The organism is Peribacillus sp. NPDC094092, assembly GCF_050279365.1.
GTDB lineage: Bacteria > Bacillota > Bacilli > Bacillales > DSM-1321 > Peribacillus.
In genome coordinates this window covers 1098627-1118114 of the sequence record NZ_JBNNUC010000002.1, presented here as the reverse complement: position 1 = coordinate 1118114, position 19488 = coordinate 1098627, and the positions used below count along the sequence as shown (strand labels likewise).

Sequence of the window (19488 nt, the reverse complement as noted above, 5' to 3'; positions counted from 1 at the left end):
CGATTTAATGAAAGTTTACGTATTGGAAAAAAGCGTTACTTTATCCGGAAAGAGTTGGGAAATCCTTCAAAAACTAAAACAATTACAAAATCAATATGTCTATATCAATGATTGGATTGCCGACATACATGATCAGGTGCCCCCCACTCCTTTAAAACGGATCAAGTGAATTCTTTGAGTGAAATGGATTTCTCCTTTACAATGACTGTAAAGGGAGTGGATAACATGAAAAAACGCAGACTAGGAAATTCTGACTTGCTAGTTTCTGAAATCGGGCTCGGATGCATGTCATTGGGGACTGTTGAAAATCAGGCATCCGAAATCATACAGGCCGCATTAGATGAAGGAATCAATTATTTTGATACTGCTGACTTATATGATTTCGGTATGAATGAAGAAATCGTCGGAAAGAATTTAAAATCGGTCCGCGATAAGGTATACATAGCCACCAAGGTTGGAAACCGCTGGAATGAAACAAAAGATTCCTGGAGCTGGGATCCATCTGGCGCCTATATTAAAGCGGCAGTAAAAGATAGCTTAAAGCGATTGGGTACAGATTATATCGATCTTTACCAGTTACATGGCGGCACCATTTCAGACAATATCGAAGAAACGGTAGAAGCATTTGAAGATTTGAAAAAAGAAGGCTATATCCGATATTATGGAATTTCCTCGATTCGTCCGAATGTAATCAAGGAATTCACTGAAAAGTCTGAGCTTGATTCCGTGATGATGCAGTTTAATCTACTCGACCGCCGCCCAGAAGAGTGGCTGTCCCTTTTGGCCAACAAACAGATCAGCATTATCGCCCGTGGCCCCCTTGCCAAAGGTCTGCTCAGTGAAAAAATGCTCAAAAAGGCAAATGAGGATGGATACCTTGACTATAGCTATCACGAACTTAAAGATTTGCTTCCGCAAATAAAGGACAAACTTTCTGATAGGAAGTTGAATGAAACGGCACTTCAATATGTATTGTCTCATCAAAGCGTCGCTACCGTTGTACCAGGAGCAAGCTCAGTACAGCAGCTCCGTGAGAACTGCCAGGCCGCTAACAGCCCTACACTGTCCAAAACCGAGCTGGATATCTTGAAGCGGTTGACCAAAGCGAACAAATATGAAAGTCACCGGGAGTAAAAAGAATAAAACTAAACTAAATGTTTCAAAGGAATGCCAGGACAACCTTTAGGCTGCACTATCTCCGTTTCCCCAACGTGATAGGCAGCCTTTTTCCATTCCTTCGTTTTTTTCGTCTTACTGCTTCTGTACCGCTTTCAAGTTTCCCATCATTCCAATCCATTTCAAAACCAATTTACTTCATCCCAACATTTTTAAACTTTTTTATTGGACATCTCGATTTAGCTATTGTACAATTCAATTGTACACAATTAAAAATAAGAAGATAAGGGAGAAAAAATATGACAAAAACATTATTTACAACTTCTGTAACAGTTGATGGCGGAAGAGAAGGAACGGCAATTTCCGCTGACGGCAACTTCACGGTTGATATCGCGATGCCTGGGACACCAAGGGCTAAACAGATGCCTGAAGCATCTAATCCGGAACAGCTTTTTGCAGCCGGATATGCTGCATGTTTTGATAGTGCTTTGCAATCAGTCGGTAAAATTGAACGCGTTTCTTTCGATTCCAAGGTCACCGCAAACGTCAGTCTTTTGATGGGTGAGATGCATCAGTACAGCTTGGCTGTAACTTTGGCCGTGAAGGGATCCGGGGTCGACAAGGAGACATTCGAAACCCTTGTTCATAAGGCGCATCAAATGTGTCCTTATTCAAAAGCAATCAATGGCAATGTGGACGTCGCCTTTAAAATAGATGTAGAGTAAATTCGGCAAAAAAAACGCTTGGGATTCCCAAGCGTCTTTTTTTGCTAAAATTTCTGTAATGTTTTCAATAGTTGAAGCAGCGAAGCTTTTAATTCCTCAACCACCTTCTTATCATCACCCGACATTGCCGAAATGCGATCGGGAATGAAACAGGCCTCTTCCTGTAGACCAAGTCCCTTTTCCGTCAACTTAATCATGACAGACCGTTCATCTTCAGACGAACGTTCACGGGCAATCAAGCCATTCTGCTCCATTCGTTTCAACATGGGGGTAAGCGTTCCTGAGTCGAGGGCAAGGAGCTCCCCTAGTTTTTTTACTGTAAGCGTATCCTGTTCCCATAATAAAAGAAGAACAAGATATTGAGGATATGTCACTTCGAGTTTATCAAGCAGCGGTTTATATTTCTTCGTCATTTCCCTTGAACTTGCATAAAGCAGGAAACATAATTGGTCTTCCAGTACTTTTTCTATTTTACTTTGCATCATATCACCAGCTAATTGTAGTCCATCCGATATGAAAGCATATCGAACTTATCTTTAATATAATCGTTATACTTTATAAAATAAAGGAATATCAGCAAGGAACGGTCTTCCTAAAACGGAAAAAGGGAGCCAGCCCTCTTAAACTTAAACTGCTCCCTGTTCTTCATTTATAGTTCTTCCAGTTCAGATTGCTTTCACCCAATAGTTCTTCGAATGATTTATTCTTTTCCCGACGCTTTCTTTCTTCGCGTTTTTTTTCTTCTTCCGCTGCCCTTTTTTCTTGTTCAGCCTCATTAAGTTCCTTTTGCTTTTGACGAAGCTGGGACATGATATCCTGGTTGATCATATCACCAAGTTTCAATGAAGATGAATCTTTATCTTGGTTTTTGCTTTGATTTTGATTTCGCTGCTGTTTCTTTTTCACCCTTAAAACCTCCTGGCCATTTATGAAATTATTATATCACGACTGCCGTTTTCCTCGTCATGCTTTTCAAACAGTGTTTTCCCATTTCCATCATGGTAAAATAAAGAAAATCAACCGAGGAGGACATCTCATGAAGAAATGGTGGTTTACACTGGCTGGAATCCTATCGTATATCATCGGCGTCGGCATTTATTTTTCCAATCGGATCATGTACATGAAAAAGAAGGAAGATGATTTTATCCAGAATCGTGAAATCATGGCCAAACGCCTGATCACGGAGGATTTTGATAATCTGCCTAAAACGGAAATTTGGGTATCGTCACCATCCGGATATTCCTTGAAATGCTTGTTTATCGAACCGCATGCTACTAATAAGTGGGTCGTCATTTCTCATGGCGTGACGGAGAACAAAGTCAATTCGATTAAGTACATGAATATTTTTCTTAAGCGGGGCTTCAACGCTATCATCTATGACCACCGCCGGCATGGGGATTCCGGTGGCAAGACGAGCAGTTATGGACATTATGAAAAATTCGATCTGAAGGCCGTAATCGATGAATTGAAAAGACGTAAAGGTCCGGACCTTCATATTGGCATTCATGGAGAATCCATGGGAGCTGTAACCCTGCTTTTATATGCCGGAATGCTTGAAGATGGCGCAGATTTTTACATTGCGGACTGTCCATTTTCAAATTTCGAGGATCAGATCAAACACCAACTTAAACATGTAGTCCCACTTCCCTCTTGGACCGTGTTTCCGCTTGGGCGTACGTTCATCAAACTACGTGATGGGTATTGGACCAATGAAGTGTCACCAATCGATTATATGAAAAATATCCGAAACCCCGTGCTCTTCATCCATAGTGAAAATGACAGTTTCATCCCCGCTTCGATGACAGCCGAATTATATGCAGCAAAAGAGGGCCCAAAGCAGCTGTACATCGCTAAAAAAGGGGCCCACGCTCAATCTTATAATGAAAATCCAAGAGAATATGAAGATCAAATCGATCAGTTTCTAAAACTTGTCTGAAAAGAAAGAGAGGGAATCAAGATTCCCTCTTTGCTTCATTTAGATTTTATAAAAAAAGCTCATCCTCGGATTTAAGATTTGATTCGGGCTTTTTAATTGAAAGCTGTTCGCTTCCGGAACAAAGTCTATTTTCATGACTTCATCAAGAAAAATCATTTTTGATTTCTCCACATATAGAGGAATCCCGTTTGTTTCCACTTTTTCGGTACCTTCTTCAGGTTCGTTGACCCACCATAGCGCGGTCACTCCGCTTACCACGCAGCCACAGCCATCAGTATCATATTTCAACTGCAAATATCCTTCTTGTCCCCGTACCTTATCGACTATTTTCTCAGCCGCTGTTTCCGTCCATTCAATATACATGATTGCACGCCTCCCGATGTCTTTCCTTTCCCCCATTATAAACGATAAAAACGCTTCTGTTAATGAAACTGCCTGCTTCCTTTTACAAGAGGAGCCACACGAAGACCGTGCTAACAAATGCCGATTCTCTTACTCCCCGTGATCCCTTTCATCACGATGCCGTTTCATATAATGAAAGGCTGTCCTTGGAACAGCCTTTCCGTTCATCATTCCATTATCCTTACATCCGCTATATCGGTAAGCCTGATATAGTGAACCTGTTGAAACCGATCAACGATATGAAGCTTTTGGGTGGACTCATTATAATAATGGATCCTGCCGATTAACAACTGATACCGTTTTCCTTCATAATGAGCAATCGTAACATCCTTTCTTTCCTCCATCGCTTCCCCCATTACCGCATTCATTTCTTCCAGTTGCTGCTCATCCAGGATGCGCTTCGTTTCATAGCCATCCTCCACCACCCAATCCCGCAGCATCTTCACATGCTCCGGTAACATCATCGATGTCCATTTGATACGGCCGCGATCACGAATCATTCTTTTTCCTCCCTTCAAAGTCGCCCTTACGCCTTATGCCCACCAAGCAGCCTGCTTCGGTAAACAGCTGTACCCGCTTCCGTATACGAAACCGCACGCAATAACGATTTGGCTCCATATTTATGGCGGATTCGATCAACCGTGTAACTCAATTCCCGCTTTTTCCAGCGCGAAGCATCGAATAAAGTCAGCTGCATTTCGTTATCCTCCACAATATTCGAGAGTCTGACCTCTATGCTCCGAACCGTTTTTTGCTTATAGTTCTCATGAAAAAGCTCCAGGCAAACTTTATATAACTCCATCGTAATGTTGGTCGGTTCGCTAATCGAACGCGAACGATGGAAACCTCCGCCAAACTCATCCTTGCTGTAACCAATGCTTAGGCTCACCGTTCTTCCTGCCTTGCGATGGGTGCGTGCCCTTCTCCCAACCTCTTCGCAAATTTCCAGCATGACCTGCTTCACCTCATGCTCCTCCTTATAATCCCGCAGCAGTATTTGACTTTTGCCGAAGCTTACCTGCCCTTCGATGATCGCTGCCCCCATATCGGATAAATCTATTCCCCACGCATGGTGGTAAAGCTGATTGCCCATAATCCCAAACTTCGCTTCAAGTAATTCAAGATCATAATTGGCAAGCTGCCCAACCGTAAATATCCCCATTCCATGAAGGGTTTTTTCAACACGCCTGCCAATCCCCCACATTTCACGAAGCGGGGAAATCGGCCAAAGTTTGCTTGGCACATCCTCATACTTCCATTCAGCAATTCCTTTATGTTTAGCATCCAAATCAAGGCAAAGTTTGGCCATAAGCATGTTCGGTCCAATTCCAATTGCACAAGGGAGCTGTAATTCGCGTTCGATTTCATCCTTTATCTTTTCAGCTATCATCCGGGCATCTCCCCATAAAGAAGCGGCACCATCGACTTTCACAAAACTTTCGTCCACACTATATACGTGAATCGCTTCTTTTGGCACATAACGGTTGAACAAGCGGGTGATTTCCGTCGAAACCCTTAAATAGGTCGCCATTTTAGGTTCAACGACGACAATCCTCGGATCATTCGGGATCTCAAACATCCGCGACCCTGTCTTGATGCCAAATTCCTTCTTCATTTTTGGGGAAGCCGCGAGCACAATGCTCCCTGTCCTCTTCAAATCACCAACCACCGCCAGATAGCAATCAAGCGGGTCCAAACCAAGCATGACTGCTGAACAGCTTGCATAAAAACTTTTCATATCGATACACATAATTGATTGTTTCGGCATCGTCCCATAATCCATCATTTCTTCACCCTAACAAGAATATACGTTCGCTTTTATTATATTCATAACTTTAACCGAATATACGTTCTTATTCAATGGAAGTTTTCATACAAATTTCTACTTTTTATTGTAATTCCCTTGAAAAATATAATGGATACTAAAAATGGATAAAATACCAAATTTAAACTTAGTATCCAAAAAGTTTTTTTAAAAGAGAATCAATTAGTAACTTGAATAATTTTCAATGGATCCATATGCTCAGTTTTTTTAAATTACTGAACCCTTTTCAATAGTCTTTCGTCCGTTTTTCAGTTAGTCTTACTGCTCATTTTTTGTAATGAAACTGTAACTAAAATTATGTCTAATTGTCATAATGGTATTGTAGGATAATATTGTTAACAATTATAGAGAGATAGATAGAGAGGAAATGAAAATTATGAAGAAATGGATCGCTTCAGCTGCTGTTGCATCTGCCATGATGCTAACCCCACTGCAAGCCTTTGCAAATATTGGAGATCAAACCCTCAGACCCGGAATGACACACAGCGATGTCAAACAACTACAACAACTTTTAAAAACCAAAGGTTATTTCACATATACAGGTTCACTGACTACATATTACGGCACCTATTCTACATCTGCAGTAAAAAAATTCCAAAAAGCTAAAGGGTTAACTGTCGATGGAATTGCCGGCCGGGGCACATTTAATGCGCTTGGTGTTTATAATGTCAACAATACTACATTGATCAGCTATGCGAAAACCTTAATAGGCAAACCTTACAAATGGGGCGGGACGACACCGACTGGATTCGACTGCTCAGGCTTCGTCTATTATGTATTCCAGAAATCACAAGGAATTACCTTGCCGCGTACAACATCATTGCTCTATTCCAATACAGGTTTAAAAGTATCTTCACCAGCTAAGGGTGATCTTGTATTCTTTAATACTTCTGGAACAGGGGTATCCCATGTTGGGATTTATATCGGAAATGGTCAATTCATCAGTGCTACGTCTTCTAAAGGAATAACCATCACGGATATGGATAATTCATATTGGAAACCAAAATATTTAGGTGCGAAAACTTTATAAAATAATCGGACAAGATCTCATTCTTGTGAGCGAATCCCATAAAACAACCAGACAGAATTCCAAAATGATTCAGTCCGGTTGTTTTATTTTATATATAATATTTCATCCGTTACATCCTCTACTGTCACAATGAATGAAGAGTCTAAATTTGAACGATTCATCATTTCGATATTATAAACATGCTCTGAAGGTAAATGGACGACTTCGAGAACCATGAATCGCTGACTTTCCGCTTTGCTGACATGATCGAGGGCAGCAGTGACCGCCCTTTGTTCGGCTAAGCTTTTTTCATCCGTCAAAACAAGAATCAGTTCCGCTTCCGCTTTCCCAGGAAATGATTCCTTCACCACGCCCCGGTGCCATGGCTTCACTTTCATGCCAATTTCCAAATCGGAATAATCAAGGTCATTCCCCTGTTTATCTTGAATATATGTATCATTGGTCACCTTATAATACGTCCCTTTTATCAAAATCCTTTTATCGTCAAGAGCCGTAATGAAACCTTCTTCCCCTTTATCAATAACTTCATCCATGTTCCAATCAGGGGATTGGCAGCTGCCCAGAATAAAAGCAATGAATATAGAGATATAAAGGTTCACAATCCTCTTCATACAAATCCCTCCTACTAAAAATAGACGGATTCCCCATGAAATAGTTACCAAATCATATGAAAATTTCGGTCATGTCCAAAAAGGGGAATGTCATCGACATTCCCCTTTGCCTATTATTAGACCAACATACATTCGCCTTTTCCGGCATCGAAAGTTTAGCCTATTTTTTAAAAAACGCCTTTTTTCCTAATGTTTCGGTGATCTTTGGAAACATGTTATACCATTTCCCAGCAAAATTCATCCAGCCAGGTAGATTGATTTCCCTCTTATTGGTCAGCATCGCCGCAACGATTTTGGCAGCGACATCTCCAGGCTTAAGCATGAATTTTTCAACATTCTTTAAGTATGTACCTGATTCATCCGCAATGTTAAAGAAATTCGTTTCTATAGGGCCAGGATTGACGGTGGTCACAAAAACATGATCGTCCATCAGCTCGAGCCGAAGTGCGTTTGAATAGCCAAGAACAGCGAACTTGGTCGAAGAGTACAATGTCGATTTAGGAGTGGCGATTTTACCGGCCTGTGAAGCTATGTTAATGATATGCCCCGCTTTTCTCTGCTTCATATACGGAAGAACCAGCTTTGTGCAGGCCATCAATCCAATGACGTTGACAGCAAACATCGCTTTCGTTTCCTTTAAATCCGTATCCTGCGCTTCTTTAAACGTGCCGAAGCCAGCATTGTTGACCAACACATCCACTTCTCCTATTTGCGCATGGATGTCATTAAATACATTTGTCACCTGATCAGTATCTGCAACATCAAGCTTATAAGCATATGCATCAATCCCATATTGGGTGATCAGTTCATTCTTTAGCTGAAGTAATTTATCCAGGCTTCTGGCCAAGAGGACAAGACGGGCTCCCTGCTTTGCACTTTGAATGGCAACTTCCTTGCCAATCCCTCCGGAAGCACCGGTAATAACAATAACTTTGCCTTGCAACTTATTCAAAAAAGTGAGCCTCCTTGCGAACATTAAGCGATTGAATACAGAATGACCCCTGATTGGATTTCTGTTTCGACTTCACCCAAGTCTTCTAAATAGTCCAGCTGACCGACCGTTTCCGAAAGTGTCAGGCCCACTTCCTGAAGGTATACTTTCGGAAAAAGCTGCTGACACACTTCAAAGGCGGATAAAGGCCTATCTTGAAGCATACTTTTCACCTGCATGGCACGGTTATGCTGCCGCTCGAATCGATATTGAATCAAGTCGGCAACCGCATCTCCTTCCACTTCAGATCCATGTCCGGAGTAAACAGTGGATATGGAAAGATCCAATAATTTCTGAAGGGATGCATTATATTGCAGTAACGGACGAGGCCTCATGCCTCCGGGAAGTAAAGGTGGTTCCATTAATGGATTAGGTGAGATCTTGGCAAGCAAGTGATCACCTGCAATCATGACACCGTCACTTTCCCGGTAAAAGGATAAATGGCTTTGCGCATGCCCTGGAGTCTCGATCACTTTCCAGCCTGGAAGACCAGGGAGCTCATCTCCCTCGGCCAAATATCCATGAAGCTTCCGTTCACTAAGGAAACTGATTTCGTCGCGGTTATGGGTCAGTTTATTTTTCAGCTCTTCTGCCACTCCGAACTTTGTGGCATAATCAAGGAAAAAACGATTATGGGTTTCAAGGAATTCATCACTGATAGTCAGCCAGCGCTGATTATTCTTGTGACCATAAACCGGGATTTCCTTTTCAAAGAAATCGAGTGCACCAGCATGATCAGGATGATGATGGGTTAAAATGATTTGTTCGATATCAGTCAGTTTCAGACCCAAATCCCCAAGCCCATTAGTCAGGGCTTCCTTTGATCGTTTTGTTTTCACTCCCGTATCGATTAGCGTTAAAGCATCCCCTTTAACTACATAAACATTCACATCACCCACTGCAAACGGCGTGGGCAATGCAAGTTTTGCAATATCTCCATTCCAATTCGCCATAATCTTTTCCACCTTAGTAAATTATATTTATATAAATCTTTTTATACGCTAAACAGGATTCCTAGTACACTTATCATGTATAATTACCATTTTACATGTATTTTAAATCACTGTCATTATTTTCACATAATTCATGTCTACTTTTTGTCGTCCTTGCATATATTATCATTGACAGAGTACTTATATATCCTTCATAATCACAAGTAATTAAAGACGGCGTGGCATTGATTAAGGCCAAGTAAATTTATGATGGCGTAAAGAGAGTGAAGCTAGAATGTGCTGAAAGGCTTCATCGCCCCCTCATTATTGAACCTACCTTATGAGCCTTCAGGAAAACCTGACGTAATTCCCGCGTTAGAGGATTCAAGTGCAGCTTTTCTGTTTATTTGTTATGGAAAAGTTGAACAAAGGTGGTACCACGGAAGCTAGACCTTTCGTCCTTTATTGGATGAGGGGTCTTTTTGTTTTTCAAAAAAGGGCCGAAAATTTAAAAGAAAAAGGAGCGGGAAATATGAAAAAAATCGCATTTATCGGAGCTGGATCGATGGCAGAAGCAATCATTTCGGGGCTGGTGACCCAACAGGTGATTGAACCAGCAAATATTTTTGTTACAAATAAATCAAATGATGATCGGTTCGATTATTTAAAGAACCAATATGGTGTTACTTCCACAAGATCGCTGCAGCAATTAGTACAAGATGCAAGTCTTGTCGTACTGGCGGTGAAACCGAAAGATATTTTAGAAACGATGCAATCAATAAAAGAATACATCCGTGAGGAAATGCTGTTCATTTCCGTGGTTGCCGGGGTTCAGACAGCAAGCTTGGAGGGAATAGCCAACAAGCGGTTCTCGATCGTCCGTGCCATGCCTAATACATCGGCAGCTGTAGGAAAATCAGCAACGGCCCTTGCGGCTAACAGTCATACGAATGACTCGCAATTACAAACGGCGATCACCCTTTTTGAAACGGTAGGTACGGTGGCAGTCGTCGACGAAACCCAGCTAGATGCGGTAACAGGCTTATCAGGCAGCGGTCCGGCTTATATTTATTACTTGGTCGAGGCATTGGAAAAATCAGCTGAAAAAATAGGTCTTGATTCCGAAACCGCCAAGCAATTGATTCTGCAGACACTGATGGGTGCGGCCGATATGTTACAGAAATCACCTAAAACGCCTGCCGTACTAAGAAAGGAAGTAACATCACCAGGCGGAACGACTGAAGCTGGTTTGAAAGCACTTCAAGCACATCAAGTGGAAGAAGCATTCATTGCCTGTGTACAAGAAGCGACAGAGCAATCGAAGCGAATGGGCAATCAAATAAGTAAGGAACTAGCCAAATATGTAGTCTCGCAGTAAGCCCCATGATGATGATCGGCTGCTGCCTGACCGCTCCTACAGCAGCGGCCAGGCAACAGCCCTTTTATGATCCTGACTCTTATAACGGGTAATCCTTCCGGAGCGGGCATTACTGAAAAATACGATTGCGGGTCCGTCCTCTTTAACCGATGTACGGAATCCCAATCCGTCCCGGTAAACCCTTAATGATTCAGTAATATCCCCTGACACCTAAAGTTATAATGTTGATCCTGTTCATCCTCCTTTTTTCATCTTTTAAGGGTAAATTCGACATCTGGATCACTTTTCCCTTTATAGCTTGATTGACCATAGCAACACCATCACAAATGCTTCTTAAAGTTCCTAAAAACGCTCCTTATGCAAATTACGTAGGAATTCCACTTTCTTTGCCGAATGAATACATGTTTTGTCATCTGTAAAGGAATTCCCTCATACTTATCGAATTCAACAACCAAAAGGGGGAATCTCGATGAATACAAGTGCAGTTGCCCGGTTACTGAATGTTTCCCATAGTACGATTCAACGCTGGGTCACCCAATTGAACATGGAAGTAGAACGGAATCAGCTCGGCCACTACCAGTTTTCGGATGAAGACATTGCATTATTGAGAAAAATCCAAGATCAGCTGAACGATGGCATCATTCTCCAAAAGGTCAGCATCTCAGAGAAAAAAATTAGAAAAGCAACCATCCAGAAACAATCCGAACCGGATAAAGAACATGATCAACTGCTAGAACGGGTCACCCGGCTTGAAAATGGTCTGAAAACAAAAGCGGACGATGTTGTATCCTATCAGCTTTTACAGCACAGAAGTGAAATGGAAGAAATGCACAAACTCGTGAAGAAACTCGAAGCCCGTATCGAAGCGTTAGAAACACCAATGGGTCAGCCGTTTGATTATTTACTCGCGGCTGAAGAAACTGCTGCCACTAAAAAGACGAAGAAAAGGCCGTTCATAAAAATGATTTTTGGAAACAGAAAGAACGATAATTCATCATGGAGCACAGCCGACAGCGATTAACATCGATATCATTCAAGATGGATCATGAGCACCCCACGATAGCCATTTTTCTTATGCCGAGCATTTCTTCAGTAATAGGACCTAATCTAATTAATCACCCCAAAAATAAAAAGGCCCGACTCAAGGTTAATCACCTTGGTCGGGTCTTTTCTCATCTTAAATTAACACCGCACGGTCATTGAGCATTTTTTCTCCTTTGATGCGCTGGAATTCGTTAAGCAGTTTTTCAACGGTAAGCTTCTGCTTTTCAGCACCCCTTGCTTCAAAAATGATCTGTCCTTTATCCATCATGATCAAGGAATTTCCAAGATCGATTGCCTGCTGCATATTGTGAGTCACCATCAACGTCGTTAACTTGCTCTTTTCGACGATTTCCTTCGTCAGATTTGTAACAAGCTCTGCCCTGGAAGGATCGAGAGCGGCTGTATGTTCATCAAGAAGCAGGATTTTAGGATCTGTGAAGGTGGCCATCAACAATGATAATGCCTGGCGCTCCCCTCCTGATAATAATCCCACTTTTGCAGTCATCCGATTTTCCAGGCCTAAATGAAGGGTACCCAAACATTCTTTAAAAAGCTCTTTCCGTTTTTTTGTCACCCCGAAGCCTAAACCTCTTCTGTTGGTTCTGCCATAGGCAATCGCCATATTTTCTTCAATCGTCATATGTGGCGCCGTACCAAGCATGGGATCCTGAAAAACGCGGCCGATCATTTTAGCACGTGCATGTTCCTCAATGGCCGATACATTTTCCCCATCAATGATGACTTCACCGGCATCAGGGAGAATTTTGCCGGATATCATGTTCATCAGCGTCGATTTACCCGCTCCATTACTCCCGATGACTGTTACAAATTCGCCTTTAGTCATCTGCAGGTCCAGGTTCCCAAGGGCTAGCTTTTCATCTGGTGTCCCTTCATTGAAGACCTTATAAATCTGATTTAACTGAAGCATATCCTTCTCCCCCTTTCGATAAAGTCCCACCATGGCGCATCTGTATTTCTTTGAGACGCCTTTTCTTTCGGCTTTTTTCCTTTTGTTTATCGGTAATTTTCGGAATGACAAGTGCCCCTACCACAATAAGTGCCGTAATTAATTTAACATCACCTGTTTCAAGAAATTCTACGCGAAGTGCCAAAGTTACGACGATTCGGTAGATGATCGCTCCTCCGATGACCGCAAGGGTTGCACGTGCAATCGTTTTTGAGCCAAATAATGCTTCGCCAATTATGACGGATGCCAATCCGATGACGATGATTCCAATCCCCATGCCAATATCGCTAAATCCGTTATATTGGGCAACCAGGGATCCCGAGAAAGCCACAAGGGCATTTCCAATCGCAAGTCCCAGGATCTTCATGTTTCCTGTATGGGCTGAAAAGCTCTTGACCATTGCTTCATTATCACCAGTCGCACGTAAAGCAAGACCAATTTCCGTTTTTAAAAAAGCTGACATTCCAGCTTGAATGATTAAGGCCACAATCAACATAACAATTAGTATGGCCCATGTTTTTGGCAAGCTATCACCAAGGCCCACAAGCGATAAAAGACCATTCAACATATTGTCCATGCCAGTGCCAGCCCAGGCATCCTGAATATTCGTGATAATGGTCGTTTGAGAAAGCAACGGAATGTTAGATGCACCCATGATTCTTAAATTGATGGAATAGAGGGCAATCATCATTAGGATACCTGCCAGAAGTGGATTGATTTTTCCTTTCGTATGCAGTAATCCCGTTATTGTCCCAGCGATGAAACCTGCCACCATGGCACAAAACGTGGCCATGACTGGCGAGAAACCGTTAACGATCATAATCGCGGCCACAGAGGCCCCTGTCACAAAACTGCCTTCCACAGTCATATCCGGGAAGTCGAGGATCCTGAATGTTAAATAGACACCTAGTGCCATGATTGCATAAATCATTCCCGACTCAAAAGAGTTGAATAAAGCTGAGAACATTTTTTTTCTTCCTTCCCCGAACAAAAGCAGAGTTTATTTTACAAACTCAGCATCTGCTTTCCATTCTTCTTTTATTTCAACACCCATATCTTTTGCTGCCTTTTCATTGATGACCAATTTCAGTTTTTGTGGATATTGAACTGCGATATCTCCAGGCTTTTTGCCATCCTTCAAGATTTCAACCGCTTTTTGCCCCGCTTCATAACCAATATCATAGTAACTGAAGCCATATGCTGCAAAACCACCTGCATTCACGGAATCAAGCTCACCAACAAACAATGGGATATCTTTATCATTTGCCACCGAAATGACCGATTCCAGTGCGGATACAACGGTATTATCAGTAATGATATAGAAAGCATCGGCTTTTCCGATTAATGATTCCGTTGCCTGTTTAACCTCGGCTGAAGTGGAGACGGATGCTTCCACGACTTTCAATCCCGCTTTTTTCGCTTCCGCTTTCACGTTTTTTATTTGGACGACGGAATTTTGCTCCCCTGTATTATAAACGGTCCCAATTGTCTTGGCGCCAAGTTCCTCTGCCAGGAATTTCATTGATTTGGCAATGGCTTCAGGATGGGAATCCGTCGTACCCGTCACATTTCCGCCTGGCTTATCCAAAGATGTAACGAGCTCCGCCGCCACAGGATCGGTAACCGATGTAAAAACGATCGGGATATCCTTTGTCGCATTCAAGGAGCTAAGGGCACTAGGAGTAGAATTGGCAAAGATTAAATCCACTTTATCCCCAACAAAGTTATTAGCGATCGTTTGACTGTTATTTTGGTCACCCTGTGCGATTTGAAGATCATATTTGGCATTGATGTCACTATCCTTCAATGCCGCCTGGAATCCTTCATAAGCCTGATCCAGCGAATCATGCTGAACGATTTGTGTTACCCCAATGTTGAAGGTATCCTTTTTGCTTTCATCCTTTGCCGCATCTTTTTCCTTGTCATTTCCACACCCAGCCAATAATAACCCTGCGACCAATGTCATAGCTGCAGTTGAATATAATTTCTTTTTCATACTTTCCCCCCGCTTTTTTCTTATTTAAAATTAGGTTTTTTCTAGCGACGTCAACTTTTTCGCTTTTATTTCCTAAATTATAATCGTTTAGTCCCAATTATTCCAATATATTTTTTAACTTTTTAGAATTTTTTGAGTTCTGAATGCAAAACATAAAAAAAGCTGCTGTGAAAGGTATGGTAACTTTCACAGCAGCTTTATGAAAAATCAGTGTTCGACAACCTGGCTGACAATTTCGGTAACTGTAGTACGATCGATTTTTTCTTTCCCTTCTTTTAGGGCTTTCAATGTGGCTTTTGCCAATTCCAAGGGTATTTTACAGAATTGGATGATCTCTTTCGTTTCAATCTCCTCAATATACGCCTCGGCTAATGCAAGATTATGTTCCGTATGGGCAAGCATCTCGTCGAAACCCCAGCCATCCGGATAAAAGTTCACACCACGTTCTGCATCTTCCTCACGGTTACGCAGGATATTGACCGTTTGGAGTCCACGGCCAAATGCGATGGCAAGTTCGCGGTCCGTTTCGGTTCCATCGTACCAATTCCACATGTCAGACAGCATGACCCCCACTAAACCTGCAACATAATATGTGTAATCATCGAGTTCCTCTTCATTATGGATTTGCCAGTCCTTAGTAACCCATTTTGCCATGCCTTCGGCCATTTCCCTTGTCGATTGCAAGACTTTGTCTTTTGCACCGGGAGGACAAAATTCAATCCAGTCCGAAAGAAACAGGGTCACCTCGGGAAGATCCTCCTTATATGGTTCAAATAACGATTGAAGATCTTCTTCCCTGAGATCCCCATCAAGCACCTCACTAAGAGACTTTAAAAGGGAAACCTTACTATCTGCATGAAGACCCGGGTGATCCTCGATTTCATCGATGGCGCGCATGCAAAGGTACGCAGCCCCAATGGCCTCTTGCAATCCCTTTGGGAGATAGCTGATTGGAATGAAAAAAGTCCGGCTTGTTTTTAGGAGAAAATCCATTGCTTTAGTATGTAGGTCACTTTTGTCAGTCATATTTACACTCCTTTAAATATCCAATGAACAATTGATTAATTATATCAAACATTGGCTTTGATTTCAGCTGCACGATTCCCCTGAATACAAAGGAACTTTAATTGCCATTAGATCTTCACCCATAATCGTGTTTGCAAAGATCGCTTTGCTTTCCTCCTTTAGCCTTTCAGCATCCTCCGGAGTATACCGTGAGCTGATATGCGTTAGGATCAGGTTCTTAGCTCCCGCTTTCAAAGCCGTCTCTGCAGCCTGAACGGTGGTCGAATGATAATAGGCTGATGCCATTTCGGATTCTTCTGCTGAAAATGTAGCTTCATGAACAAGGTAATCCGCCGATTTAGCAAGAATGAGCGCATTGCTGCACATTCTTGTATCACCAAGTATCGTGATGATCCGCCCTTTTTGCGGAGCACTGAGATAGTCCTTCCCATTTAAGACACGGCCATCATCGAGACAGACCGTTTGTCCATTTTTCAATGCTTTAAAAAGGGGCCCCGGCTTCACACCTTCAGACCGCAGCCGATCGACCAATAAGCTTCCAGGACGATCCTTTTCAACAATCCGGTAACCGATGCTGTAAATGCCATGATCAAGCGACATCGCCGTCACTGTGAATTGATCGTCCTCAAATACTGCGCCTTCTTCTATTTCGATGATTTCCAAAGGATATTTTAAATGGGTTCCACTCACCTGTAAGCTCGTCTTAATAAATGCATCTATTCCTTGTGGTCCATATACGGTCAGTTTATCCACACCGCCTTGAAAAGATCTGCTGCTTAAAAATCCAGGCAGTCCGAAGATATGGTCGCCATGTAAATGGGTGATGAAGATCTTTTCAACCTTTCGCGGCTTGACCGCGGTTTTTAATATTTGATGCTGTGTTGCTTCCCCACAATCGAATAACCAAACCGTCCCACGTTCTTCCAATAATTGAAGGGCGATTGATGTCACATTACGCGCTTTAGCCGGAACGCCGGCACCTGTACCCAATAAAACGAAATCCACTCATACTACCTCCGTTGCAAATACTTCTTTATGGTTAACTATAGCATAACCAGGGCCCTGTTTCATTTATGACCCATAAAAACCGAAACCAAATTAAACTTTTAATGAAATATGAGAAAAAATGCGCAAATTGATTGCTTTGAGGGAAAGCTAAACGTAAAATTAGAAATTGGTACACATACGGGAATTCCAACTTTATAGACAGATTTAACGGAAAGTTGAGGTTTTAACACATGACAGAAAACAATAAACCCACAGCATTGATCATGATTTTTGGTGCTACCGGAGATTTAGCGAAAAGGAAATTGTTTCCTTCTATATATCGACTATTTCAAAAAGAGAAAATAAATAAGTTCGCCGTCGTTGGAGTGGCAAGGAGGCCATTGACGAACGAGGAGTTCCAAACAAGTGTCAAGGATTCCATACTTACGTTCGGACATGCGGAAGAAAAGGTCGACGAATTCATTTCCCATTTCCATTATCACTCCCATGATGTCTCCAGTTCGGAATCATATCTGCAATTGAAAGACATTGCCGAAAAATTGGACGGACAATATCAATTAGAAGGAAACCGGATCTTCTATTTGGCGATGGCACCCGAGTTTTTCGGAACGATTGCCGAACAGATTAAAGCTCAAGGCCTGACCGACACGAATGGATATAAGCGCCTTGTCATTGAAAAGCCATTTGGACACAGTTTCGAAACAGCGCAAAAATTGAATGAGCAGATTCGGACTGCATTCGCTGAAGATGAAATCTACCGTATCGATCATTATTTAGGTAAAGAAATGGTACAAAATATTGAGGTCATACGTTTTTCAAATGCCCTATTCGAGCCGCTTTGGAATAACAGATATATATCCAATATCCAGGTTACTTCAAGCGAAACACTTGGCGTTGAAGAACGCGGGCGTTATTACGAAACCAGCGGTGCCCTAAGGGATATGGTCCAAAACCATCTGCTGCAAATGGTGGCCTTGCTTGCCATGGAACCGCCGATCGCTTTGACGACAGAAGAGATTCGAAGCGAAAAAGTGCGGGCATTGCGCTCACTTCGGCCAATGAAAGTGGAGGAAGTGAATCAATACTTCGTCCGCGGCCAATATGGTGAAGGAACGATAGACGATCAAACACTTCCGGCCTACCGCAATGAACATAACGTAGATCCCGAATCCAACACAGAAACCTACGTGGCGGGTAAATTGATGATTGATAACTTCCGTTGGGCCGGTGTTCCTTTTTATATCCGTACCGGTAAGAGAATGGATGTCAAATCAACGAATATCGTCGTTCAATTTAAAGATATCCCAATGAATCTGTATTATAAAACGGAAGAAACGCTGAACCCGAATCTTCTCGTTATCCATATCCAGCCTGACGAAGGGATCACACTGTACTTAAATGTTAAGAAATCCGGGACGACATCCAATACAAAGCCAGTGAAGCTGACCGTCTCCAACAAAGGGATCGAACACATCAATTCTCCCGAGGCATATGAAAAACTATTGTTTGACAGCATGCGCGGGGATGCTACAAACTTTACGCACTGGGACGAGGTTGCCTTATCATGGAAGTTCGTCGATACCATTTCCAATGCTTGGGAAAATACTAAGGACGAGTCTTTCCCTAACTATGAAGCGGGATCCACAGGTCCGCTGGCATCCGATGAACTCCTGGCAGAAGATGGACATATTTGGTGGGAAATCAAGAATAACGAAAATGATGTAGATTGAAATGAAGAAGGGATGCAGATTCGAATCTGCATCCCTTCTCATTCATGAAACACTCTTCCTCAGCAATTTATTCCGGATTATATCGAACATTTCCTTGGGCTTGGACATTTCTTCCTTTATTTCTGAATTAAGCCAAAAGGTAACACCCGATTCTAAGGCAATGAAAAATAAAAAAATGGCTACAGCCCACCAGATGATGAACATAAGTCTCCGCTCCTTCTCTCTTCTTTTTGCCTACTGTATCCTACGGTCCGTCCAACTCTTTCAATCTTTATATTCCTTTTTCCGCAGGTTTTAAAACCTAAAAAGCAGGGATGAATGACATACATCATACTACATTTTTCCTAAAAAAGGTAAATTATTTGGAACTATTTACAACTAGTTCACCTTTACCATTTTTACCCTAATGGATAAAGAATGCTAAGTCCTAGCTAAGGTTACACTAGAAAAGGTGCCAGAGGACGGCACCACTAACTTCGATGTGGAGGGATTAAACTATGGACATTCGTGAAGGATTAATTCCAACAGCATTGGGTACAGCCGTGACAGCTGCGGGTTATGCAATGAAGCAGACCCGGGGCTCAAACAAAATGATAGCTAATACCGTTTTTGGTTTCGGTTTGGCACATGTTGTATTAGGGGTCATTGACCTTGTAGAGCATCGGAGATAGTAAAAAAAGAGGGCGCAAAAAGCGCCCTCTTTTTTCTGTGCATTCGAGGTCCTCAACAAAATGAAAATGACACCAAAAAAAGCCGGTATAAAAGGGAATC

23 protein-coding genes are annotated in these 19488 nt (G+C 42.2%); 9 read left to right on the top strand and 14 right to left on the bottom strand.

Annotation, left to right across the window (positions count from 1 at the left end; all coding sequences use genetic code 11):
- Nucleotides 1-7 precede the first annotated feature (7 nt).
- From mciZ to ACQKNS_RS14435, 3 genes are all read left to right on the top strand, one after another.
- On the top strand, nt 8-169 hold the full coding sequence (gene mciZ / locus ACQKNS_RS14445; protein ID WP_076365517.1) for a Z-ring formation inhibitor MciZ: 162 nt from the start codon (nt 8-10) through the stop codon (nt 167-169).
- 56 nt (nt 170-225) lie between these two features.
- Entirely contained in the window at nt 226-1134 is a 909-nt protein-coding gene (locus ACQKNS_RS14440; protein ID WP_427643777.1) for an aldo/keto reductase, read from the top strand.
- Nucleotides 1135-1415: 281 nt separating this feature from the next.
- The gene (locus tag ACQKNS_RS14435; protein ID WP_427643775.1) at nt 1416-1841 is read left to right on the top strand and encodes an Ohr family peroxiredoxin; all 426 of its coding nucleotides are present in this window, start codon (nt 1416-1418) and stop codon (nt 1839-1841) included.
- A 44-nt stretch (nt 1842-1885) separates the two neighbouring features.
- Here ACQKNS_RS14435 and ACQKNS_RS14430 read toward each other — a convergent pair whose 3' ends face one another.
- Nucleotides 1886-2323, bottom strand: coding sequence for a MarR family winged helix-turn-helix transcriptional regulator (locus ACQKNS_RS14430; RefSeq protein WP_427643773.1), 438 nt, complete (start codon nt 2321-2323; stop codon nt 1886-1888).
- A gap of 163 nt (nt 2324-2486) precedes the next feature.
- Nucleotides 2487-2747 carry a YqkE family protein gene (locus tag ACQKNS_RS14425; protein ID WP_098369883.1) on the bottom strand — a complete coding sequence of 87 codons (261 nt, stop codon included), beginning with the start codon at nt 2745-2747 and terminating at the stop codon, nt 2487-2489.
- Between the two features lie 130 nt (nt 2748-2877).
- Between ACQKNS_RS14425 and ACQKNS_RS14420 the strand changes: the two genes are divergently transcribed.
- Nucleotides 2878-3777: an alpha/beta hydrolase gene (locus ACQKNS_RS14420; RefSeq protein WP_427643771.1), complete on the top strand. Its 900-nt coding sequence runs from the start codon at nt 2878-2880 to the stop codon at nt 3775-3777.
- A 39-nt stretch (nt 3778-3816) separates the two neighbouring features.
- Here ACQKNS_RS14420 and ACQKNS_RS14415 read toward each other — a convergent pair whose 3' ends face one another.
- The 3 genes from ACQKNS_RS14415 to ACQKNS_RS14405 all read right to left on the bottom strand — a co-directional run bounded on the left by ACQKNS_RS14415 (nt 3817) and on the right by ACQKNS_RS14405 (nt 5965).
- Nucleotides 3817-4140, bottom strand: coding sequence for an iron-sulfur cluster biosynthesis family protein (locus tag ACQKNS_RS14415; RefSeq protein ID WP_427643769.1), 324 nt, complete (start codon nt 4138-4140; stop codon nt 3817-3819).
- 206 nt (nt 4141-4346) lie between these two features.
- Nucleotides 4347-4679: a YolD-like family protein gene (locus ACQKNS_RS14410; protein WP_427643767.1), complete on the bottom strand. Its 333-nt coding sequence runs from the start codon at nt 4677-4679 to the stop codon at nt 4347-4349.
- A 26-nt stretch (nt 4680-4705) separates the two neighbouring features.
- A complete protein-coding gene (locus ACQKNS_RS14405; protein WP_427643765.1) occupies nt 4706-5965 on the bottom strand; it encodes a DNA polymerase thumb domain-containing protein in 1260 nt (419 codons plus the stop codon).
- 415 nt (nt 5966-6380) lie between these two features.
- Here ACQKNS_RS14405 and ACQKNS_RS14400 point away from each other — a divergent pair, with 415 nt between their 5' ends.
- Complete coding sequence (locus ACQKNS_RS14400) at nt 6381-7034, top strand: C40 family peptidase (protein WP_096337656.1); 654 nt, start codon at nt 6381-6383, stop codon at nt 7032-7034.
- A gap of 83 nt (nt 7035-7117) precedes the next feature.
- Here the strand turns inward: ACQKNS_RS14400 and ACQKNS_RS14395 are convergent, their stop codons facing one another.
- The 3 genes from ACQKNS_RS14395 to ACQKNS_RS14385 form a co-directional block, all read right to left on the bottom strand.
- Nucleotides 7118-7645, bottom strand: coding sequence for a hypothetical protein (locus ACQKNS_RS14395; protein ID WP_427643763.1), 528 nt, complete (start codon nt 7643-7645; stop codon nt 7118-7120).
- 160 nt (nt 7646-7805) lie between these two features.
- Nucleotides 7806-8621, bottom strand: a complete 816-nt coding sequence (locus ACQKNS_RS14390) for an SDR family NAD(P)-dependent oxidoreductase (RefSeq protein ID WP_427643761.1) — start codon at nt 8619-8621, stop codon at nt 7806-7808.
- Nucleotides 8621-9589 (bottom strand): MBL fold metallo-hydrolase, encoded by a 969-nt coding sequence (locus tag ACQKNS_RS14385; RefSeq protein ID WP_427643759.1) that lies wholly within the window; start codon nt 9587-9589, stop codon nt 8621-8623. Before ACQKNS_RS14385 ends, ACQKNS_RS14390 begins: the two co-directional genes overlap by 1 nt.
- A 511-nt stretch (nt 9590-10100) precedes the next feature.
- Between ACQKNS_RS14385 and proC the strand changes: the two genes are divergently transcribed.
- Both proC and ACQKNS_RS14375 read left to right on the top strand, forming a co-directional pair.
- Entirely contained in the window at nt 10101-10946 is an 846-nt protein-coding gene (gene proC / locus ACQKNS_RS14380; RefSeq protein ID WP_427643758.1) for a pyrroline-5-carboxylate reductase, read from the top strand.
- A 469-nt stretch (nt 10947-11415) separates the two neighbouring features.
- Entirely contained in the window at nt 11416-11967 is a 552-nt protein-coding gene (locus tag ACQKNS_RS14375; protein WP_427643756.1) for a MerR family transcriptional regulator, read from the top strand.
- 156 nt (nt 11968-12123) lie between these two features.
- Here the strand turns inward: ACQKNS_RS14375 and ACQKNS_RS14370 are convergent, their stop codons facing one another.
- The 5 genes from ACQKNS_RS14370 to rnz all read right to left on the bottom strand — a co-directional run bounded on the left by ACQKNS_RS14370 (nt 12124) and on the right by rnz (nt 16984).
- Entirely contained in the window at nt 12124-12918 is a 795-nt protein-coding gene (locus ACQKNS_RS14370; RefSeq protein WP_427643754.1) for an ABC transporter ATP-binding protein, read from the bottom strand.
- On the bottom strand, nt 12893-13924 hold the full coding sequence (locus tag ACQKNS_RS14365) for an ABC transporter permease (protein ID WP_427643752.1): 1032 nt from the start codon (nt 13922-13924) through the stop codon (nt 12893-12895). The genes ACQKNS_RS14370 and ACQKNS_RS14365 overlap by 26 nt, the downstream gene beginning before the upstream one ends.
- A 33-nt stretch (nt 13925-13957) precedes the next feature.
- On the bottom strand, nt 13958-14953 hold the full coding sequence (locus tag ACQKNS_RS14360; RefSeq protein WP_427643751.1) for an ABC transporter substrate binding protein: 996 nt from the start codon (nt 14951-14953) through the stop codon (nt 13958-13960).
- Nucleotides 14954-15160: 207 nt separating this feature from the next.
- Nucleotides 15161-15979 carry a squalene/phytoene synthase family protein gene (locus tag ACQKNS_RS14355; protein WP_427643749.1) on the bottom strand — a complete coding sequence of 273 codons (819 nt, stop codon included), beginning with the start codon at nt 15977-15979 and terminating at the stop codon, nt 15161-15163.
- A 63-nt stretch (nt 15980-16042) separates the two neighbouring features.
- Nucleotides 16043-16984: a ribonuclease Z gene (gene rnz, locus ACQKNS_RS14350; protein ID WP_427643747.1), complete on the bottom strand. Its 942-nt coding sequence runs from the start codon at nt 16982-16984 to the stop codon at nt 16043-16045.
- A gap of 233 nt (nt 16985-17217) precedes the next feature.
- On the opposite strand from rnz, the gene zwf reads away from it, so the two are divergent.
- Nucleotides 17218-18717, top strand: coding sequence for a glucose-6-phosphate dehydrogenase (gene zwf, locus ACQKNS_RS14345; RefSeq protein WP_427643745.1), 1500 nt, complete (start codon nt 17218-17220; stop codon nt 18715-18717).
- Between the two features lie 42 nt (nt 18718-18759).
- Here the strand turns inward: zwf and ACQKNS_RS14340 are convergent, their stop codons facing one another.
- Nucleotides 18760-18921 (bottom strand): hypothetical protein, encoded by a 162-nt coding sequence (locus ACQKNS_RS14340; protein ID WP_427643743.1) that lies wholly within the window; start codon nt 18919-18921, stop codon nt 18760-18762.
- A gap of 293 nt (nt 18922-19214) precedes the next feature.
- Between ACQKNS_RS14340 and ACQKNS_RS14335 the strand changes: the two genes are divergently transcribed.
- A complete protein-coding gene (locus ACQKNS_RS14335) occupies nt 19215-19388 on the top strand; it encodes an asparagine synthase (protein WP_377408326.1) in 174 nt (57 codons plus the stop codon).
- Nucleotides 19389-19488 lie beyond the last annotated feature (100 nt).

Bases quoted from the DNA above. Each gene is read 5' to 3' on its own strand.
- ACQKNS_RS14430 (WP_427643773.1), bottom strand. From the start codon at position 2,323: ATGCAAAGTAAAATAGAAAAAGTACTGGAAGACCAATTATGTTTCCTG.
- ACQKNS_RS14400 (WP_096337656.1), top strand. From the start codon at position 6,381: ATGAAGAAATGGATCGCTTCAGCTGCTGTTGCATCTGCCATGATGCTA.
- ACQKNS_RS14410 (WP_427643767.1), bottom strand. From the start codon at position 4,679: ATGATTCGTGATCGCGGCCGTATCAAATGGACATCGATGATGTTACCG.
- zwf (WP_427643745.1), top strand. From the start codon at position 17,218: ATGACAGAAAACAATAAACCCACAGCATTGATCATGATTTTTGGTGCT.
- ACQKNS_RS14435 (WP_427643775.1), top strand. From the start codon at position 1,416: ATGACAAAAACATTATTTACAACTTCTGTAACAGTTGATGGCGGAAGA.
- ACQKNS_RS14390 (WP_427643761.1), bottom strand. From the start codon at position 8,621: ATGTTCGCAAGGAGGCTCACTTTTTTGAATAAGTTGCAAGGCAAAGTT.
- ACQKNS_RS14375 (WP_427643756.1), top strand. From the start codon at position 11,416: ATGAATACAAGTGCAGTTGCCCGGTTACTGAATGTTTCCCATAGTACG.
- ACQKNS_RS14335 (WP_377408326.1), top strand. From the start codon at position 19,215: ATGGACATTCGTGAAGGATTAATTCCAACAGCATTGGGTACAGCCGTG.
- ACQKNS_RS14385 (WP_427643759.1), bottom strand. From the start codon at position 9,589: ATGGCGAATTGGAATGGAGATATTGCAAAACTTGCATTGCCCACGCCG.
- ACQKNS_RS14440 (WP_427643777.1), top strand. From the start codon at position 226: ATGAAAAAACGCAGACTAGGAAATTCTGACTTGCTAGTTTCTGAAATC.
- ACQKNS_RS14365 (WP_427643752.1), bottom strand. From the start codon at position 13,924: ATGTTCTCAGCTTTATTCAACTCTTTTGAGTCGGGAATGATTTATGCA.
- proC (WP_427643758.1), top strand. From the start codon at position 10,101: ATGAAAAAAATCGCATTTATCGGAGCTGGATCGATGGCAGAAGCAATC.
- mciZ (WP_076365517.1), top strand. From the start codon at position 8: ATGAAAGTTTACGTATTGGAAAAAAGCGTTACTTTATCCGGAAAGAGT.
- ACQKNS_RS14355 (WP_427643749.1), bottom strand. From the start codon at position 15,979: ATGACTGACAAAAGTGACCTACATACTAAAGCAATGGATTTTCTCCTA.
- ACQKNS_RS14415 (WP_427643769.1), bottom strand. From the start codon at position 4,140: ATGTATATTGAATGGACGGAAACAGCGGCTGAGAAAATAGTCGATAAG.
- ACQKNS_RS14360 (WP_427643751.1), bottom strand. From the start codon at position 14,953: ATGAAAAAGAAATTATATTCAACTGCAGCTATGACATTGGTCGCAGGG.
- ACQKNS_RS14370 (WP_427643754.1), bottom strand. From the start codon at position 12,918: ATGCTTCAGTTAAATCAGATTTATAAGGTCTTCAATGAAGGGACACCA.
- ACQKNS_RS14405 (WP_427643765.1), bottom strand. From the start codon at position 5,965: ATGATGGATTATGGGACGATGCCGAAACAATCAATTATGTGTATCGAT.
- ACQKNS_RS14420 (WP_427643771.1), top strand. From the start codon at position 2,878: ATGAAGAAATGGTGGTTTACACTGGCTGGAATCCTATCGTATATCATC.
- ACQKNS_RS14395 (WP_427643763.1), bottom strand. From the start codon at position 7,645: ATGAAGAGGATTGTGAACCTTTATATCTCTATATTCATTGCTTTTATT.
- ACQKNS_RS14340 (WP_427643743.1), bottom strand. From the start codon at position 18,921: ATGTTCATCATCTGGTGGGCTGTAGCCATTTTTTTATTTTTCATTGCC.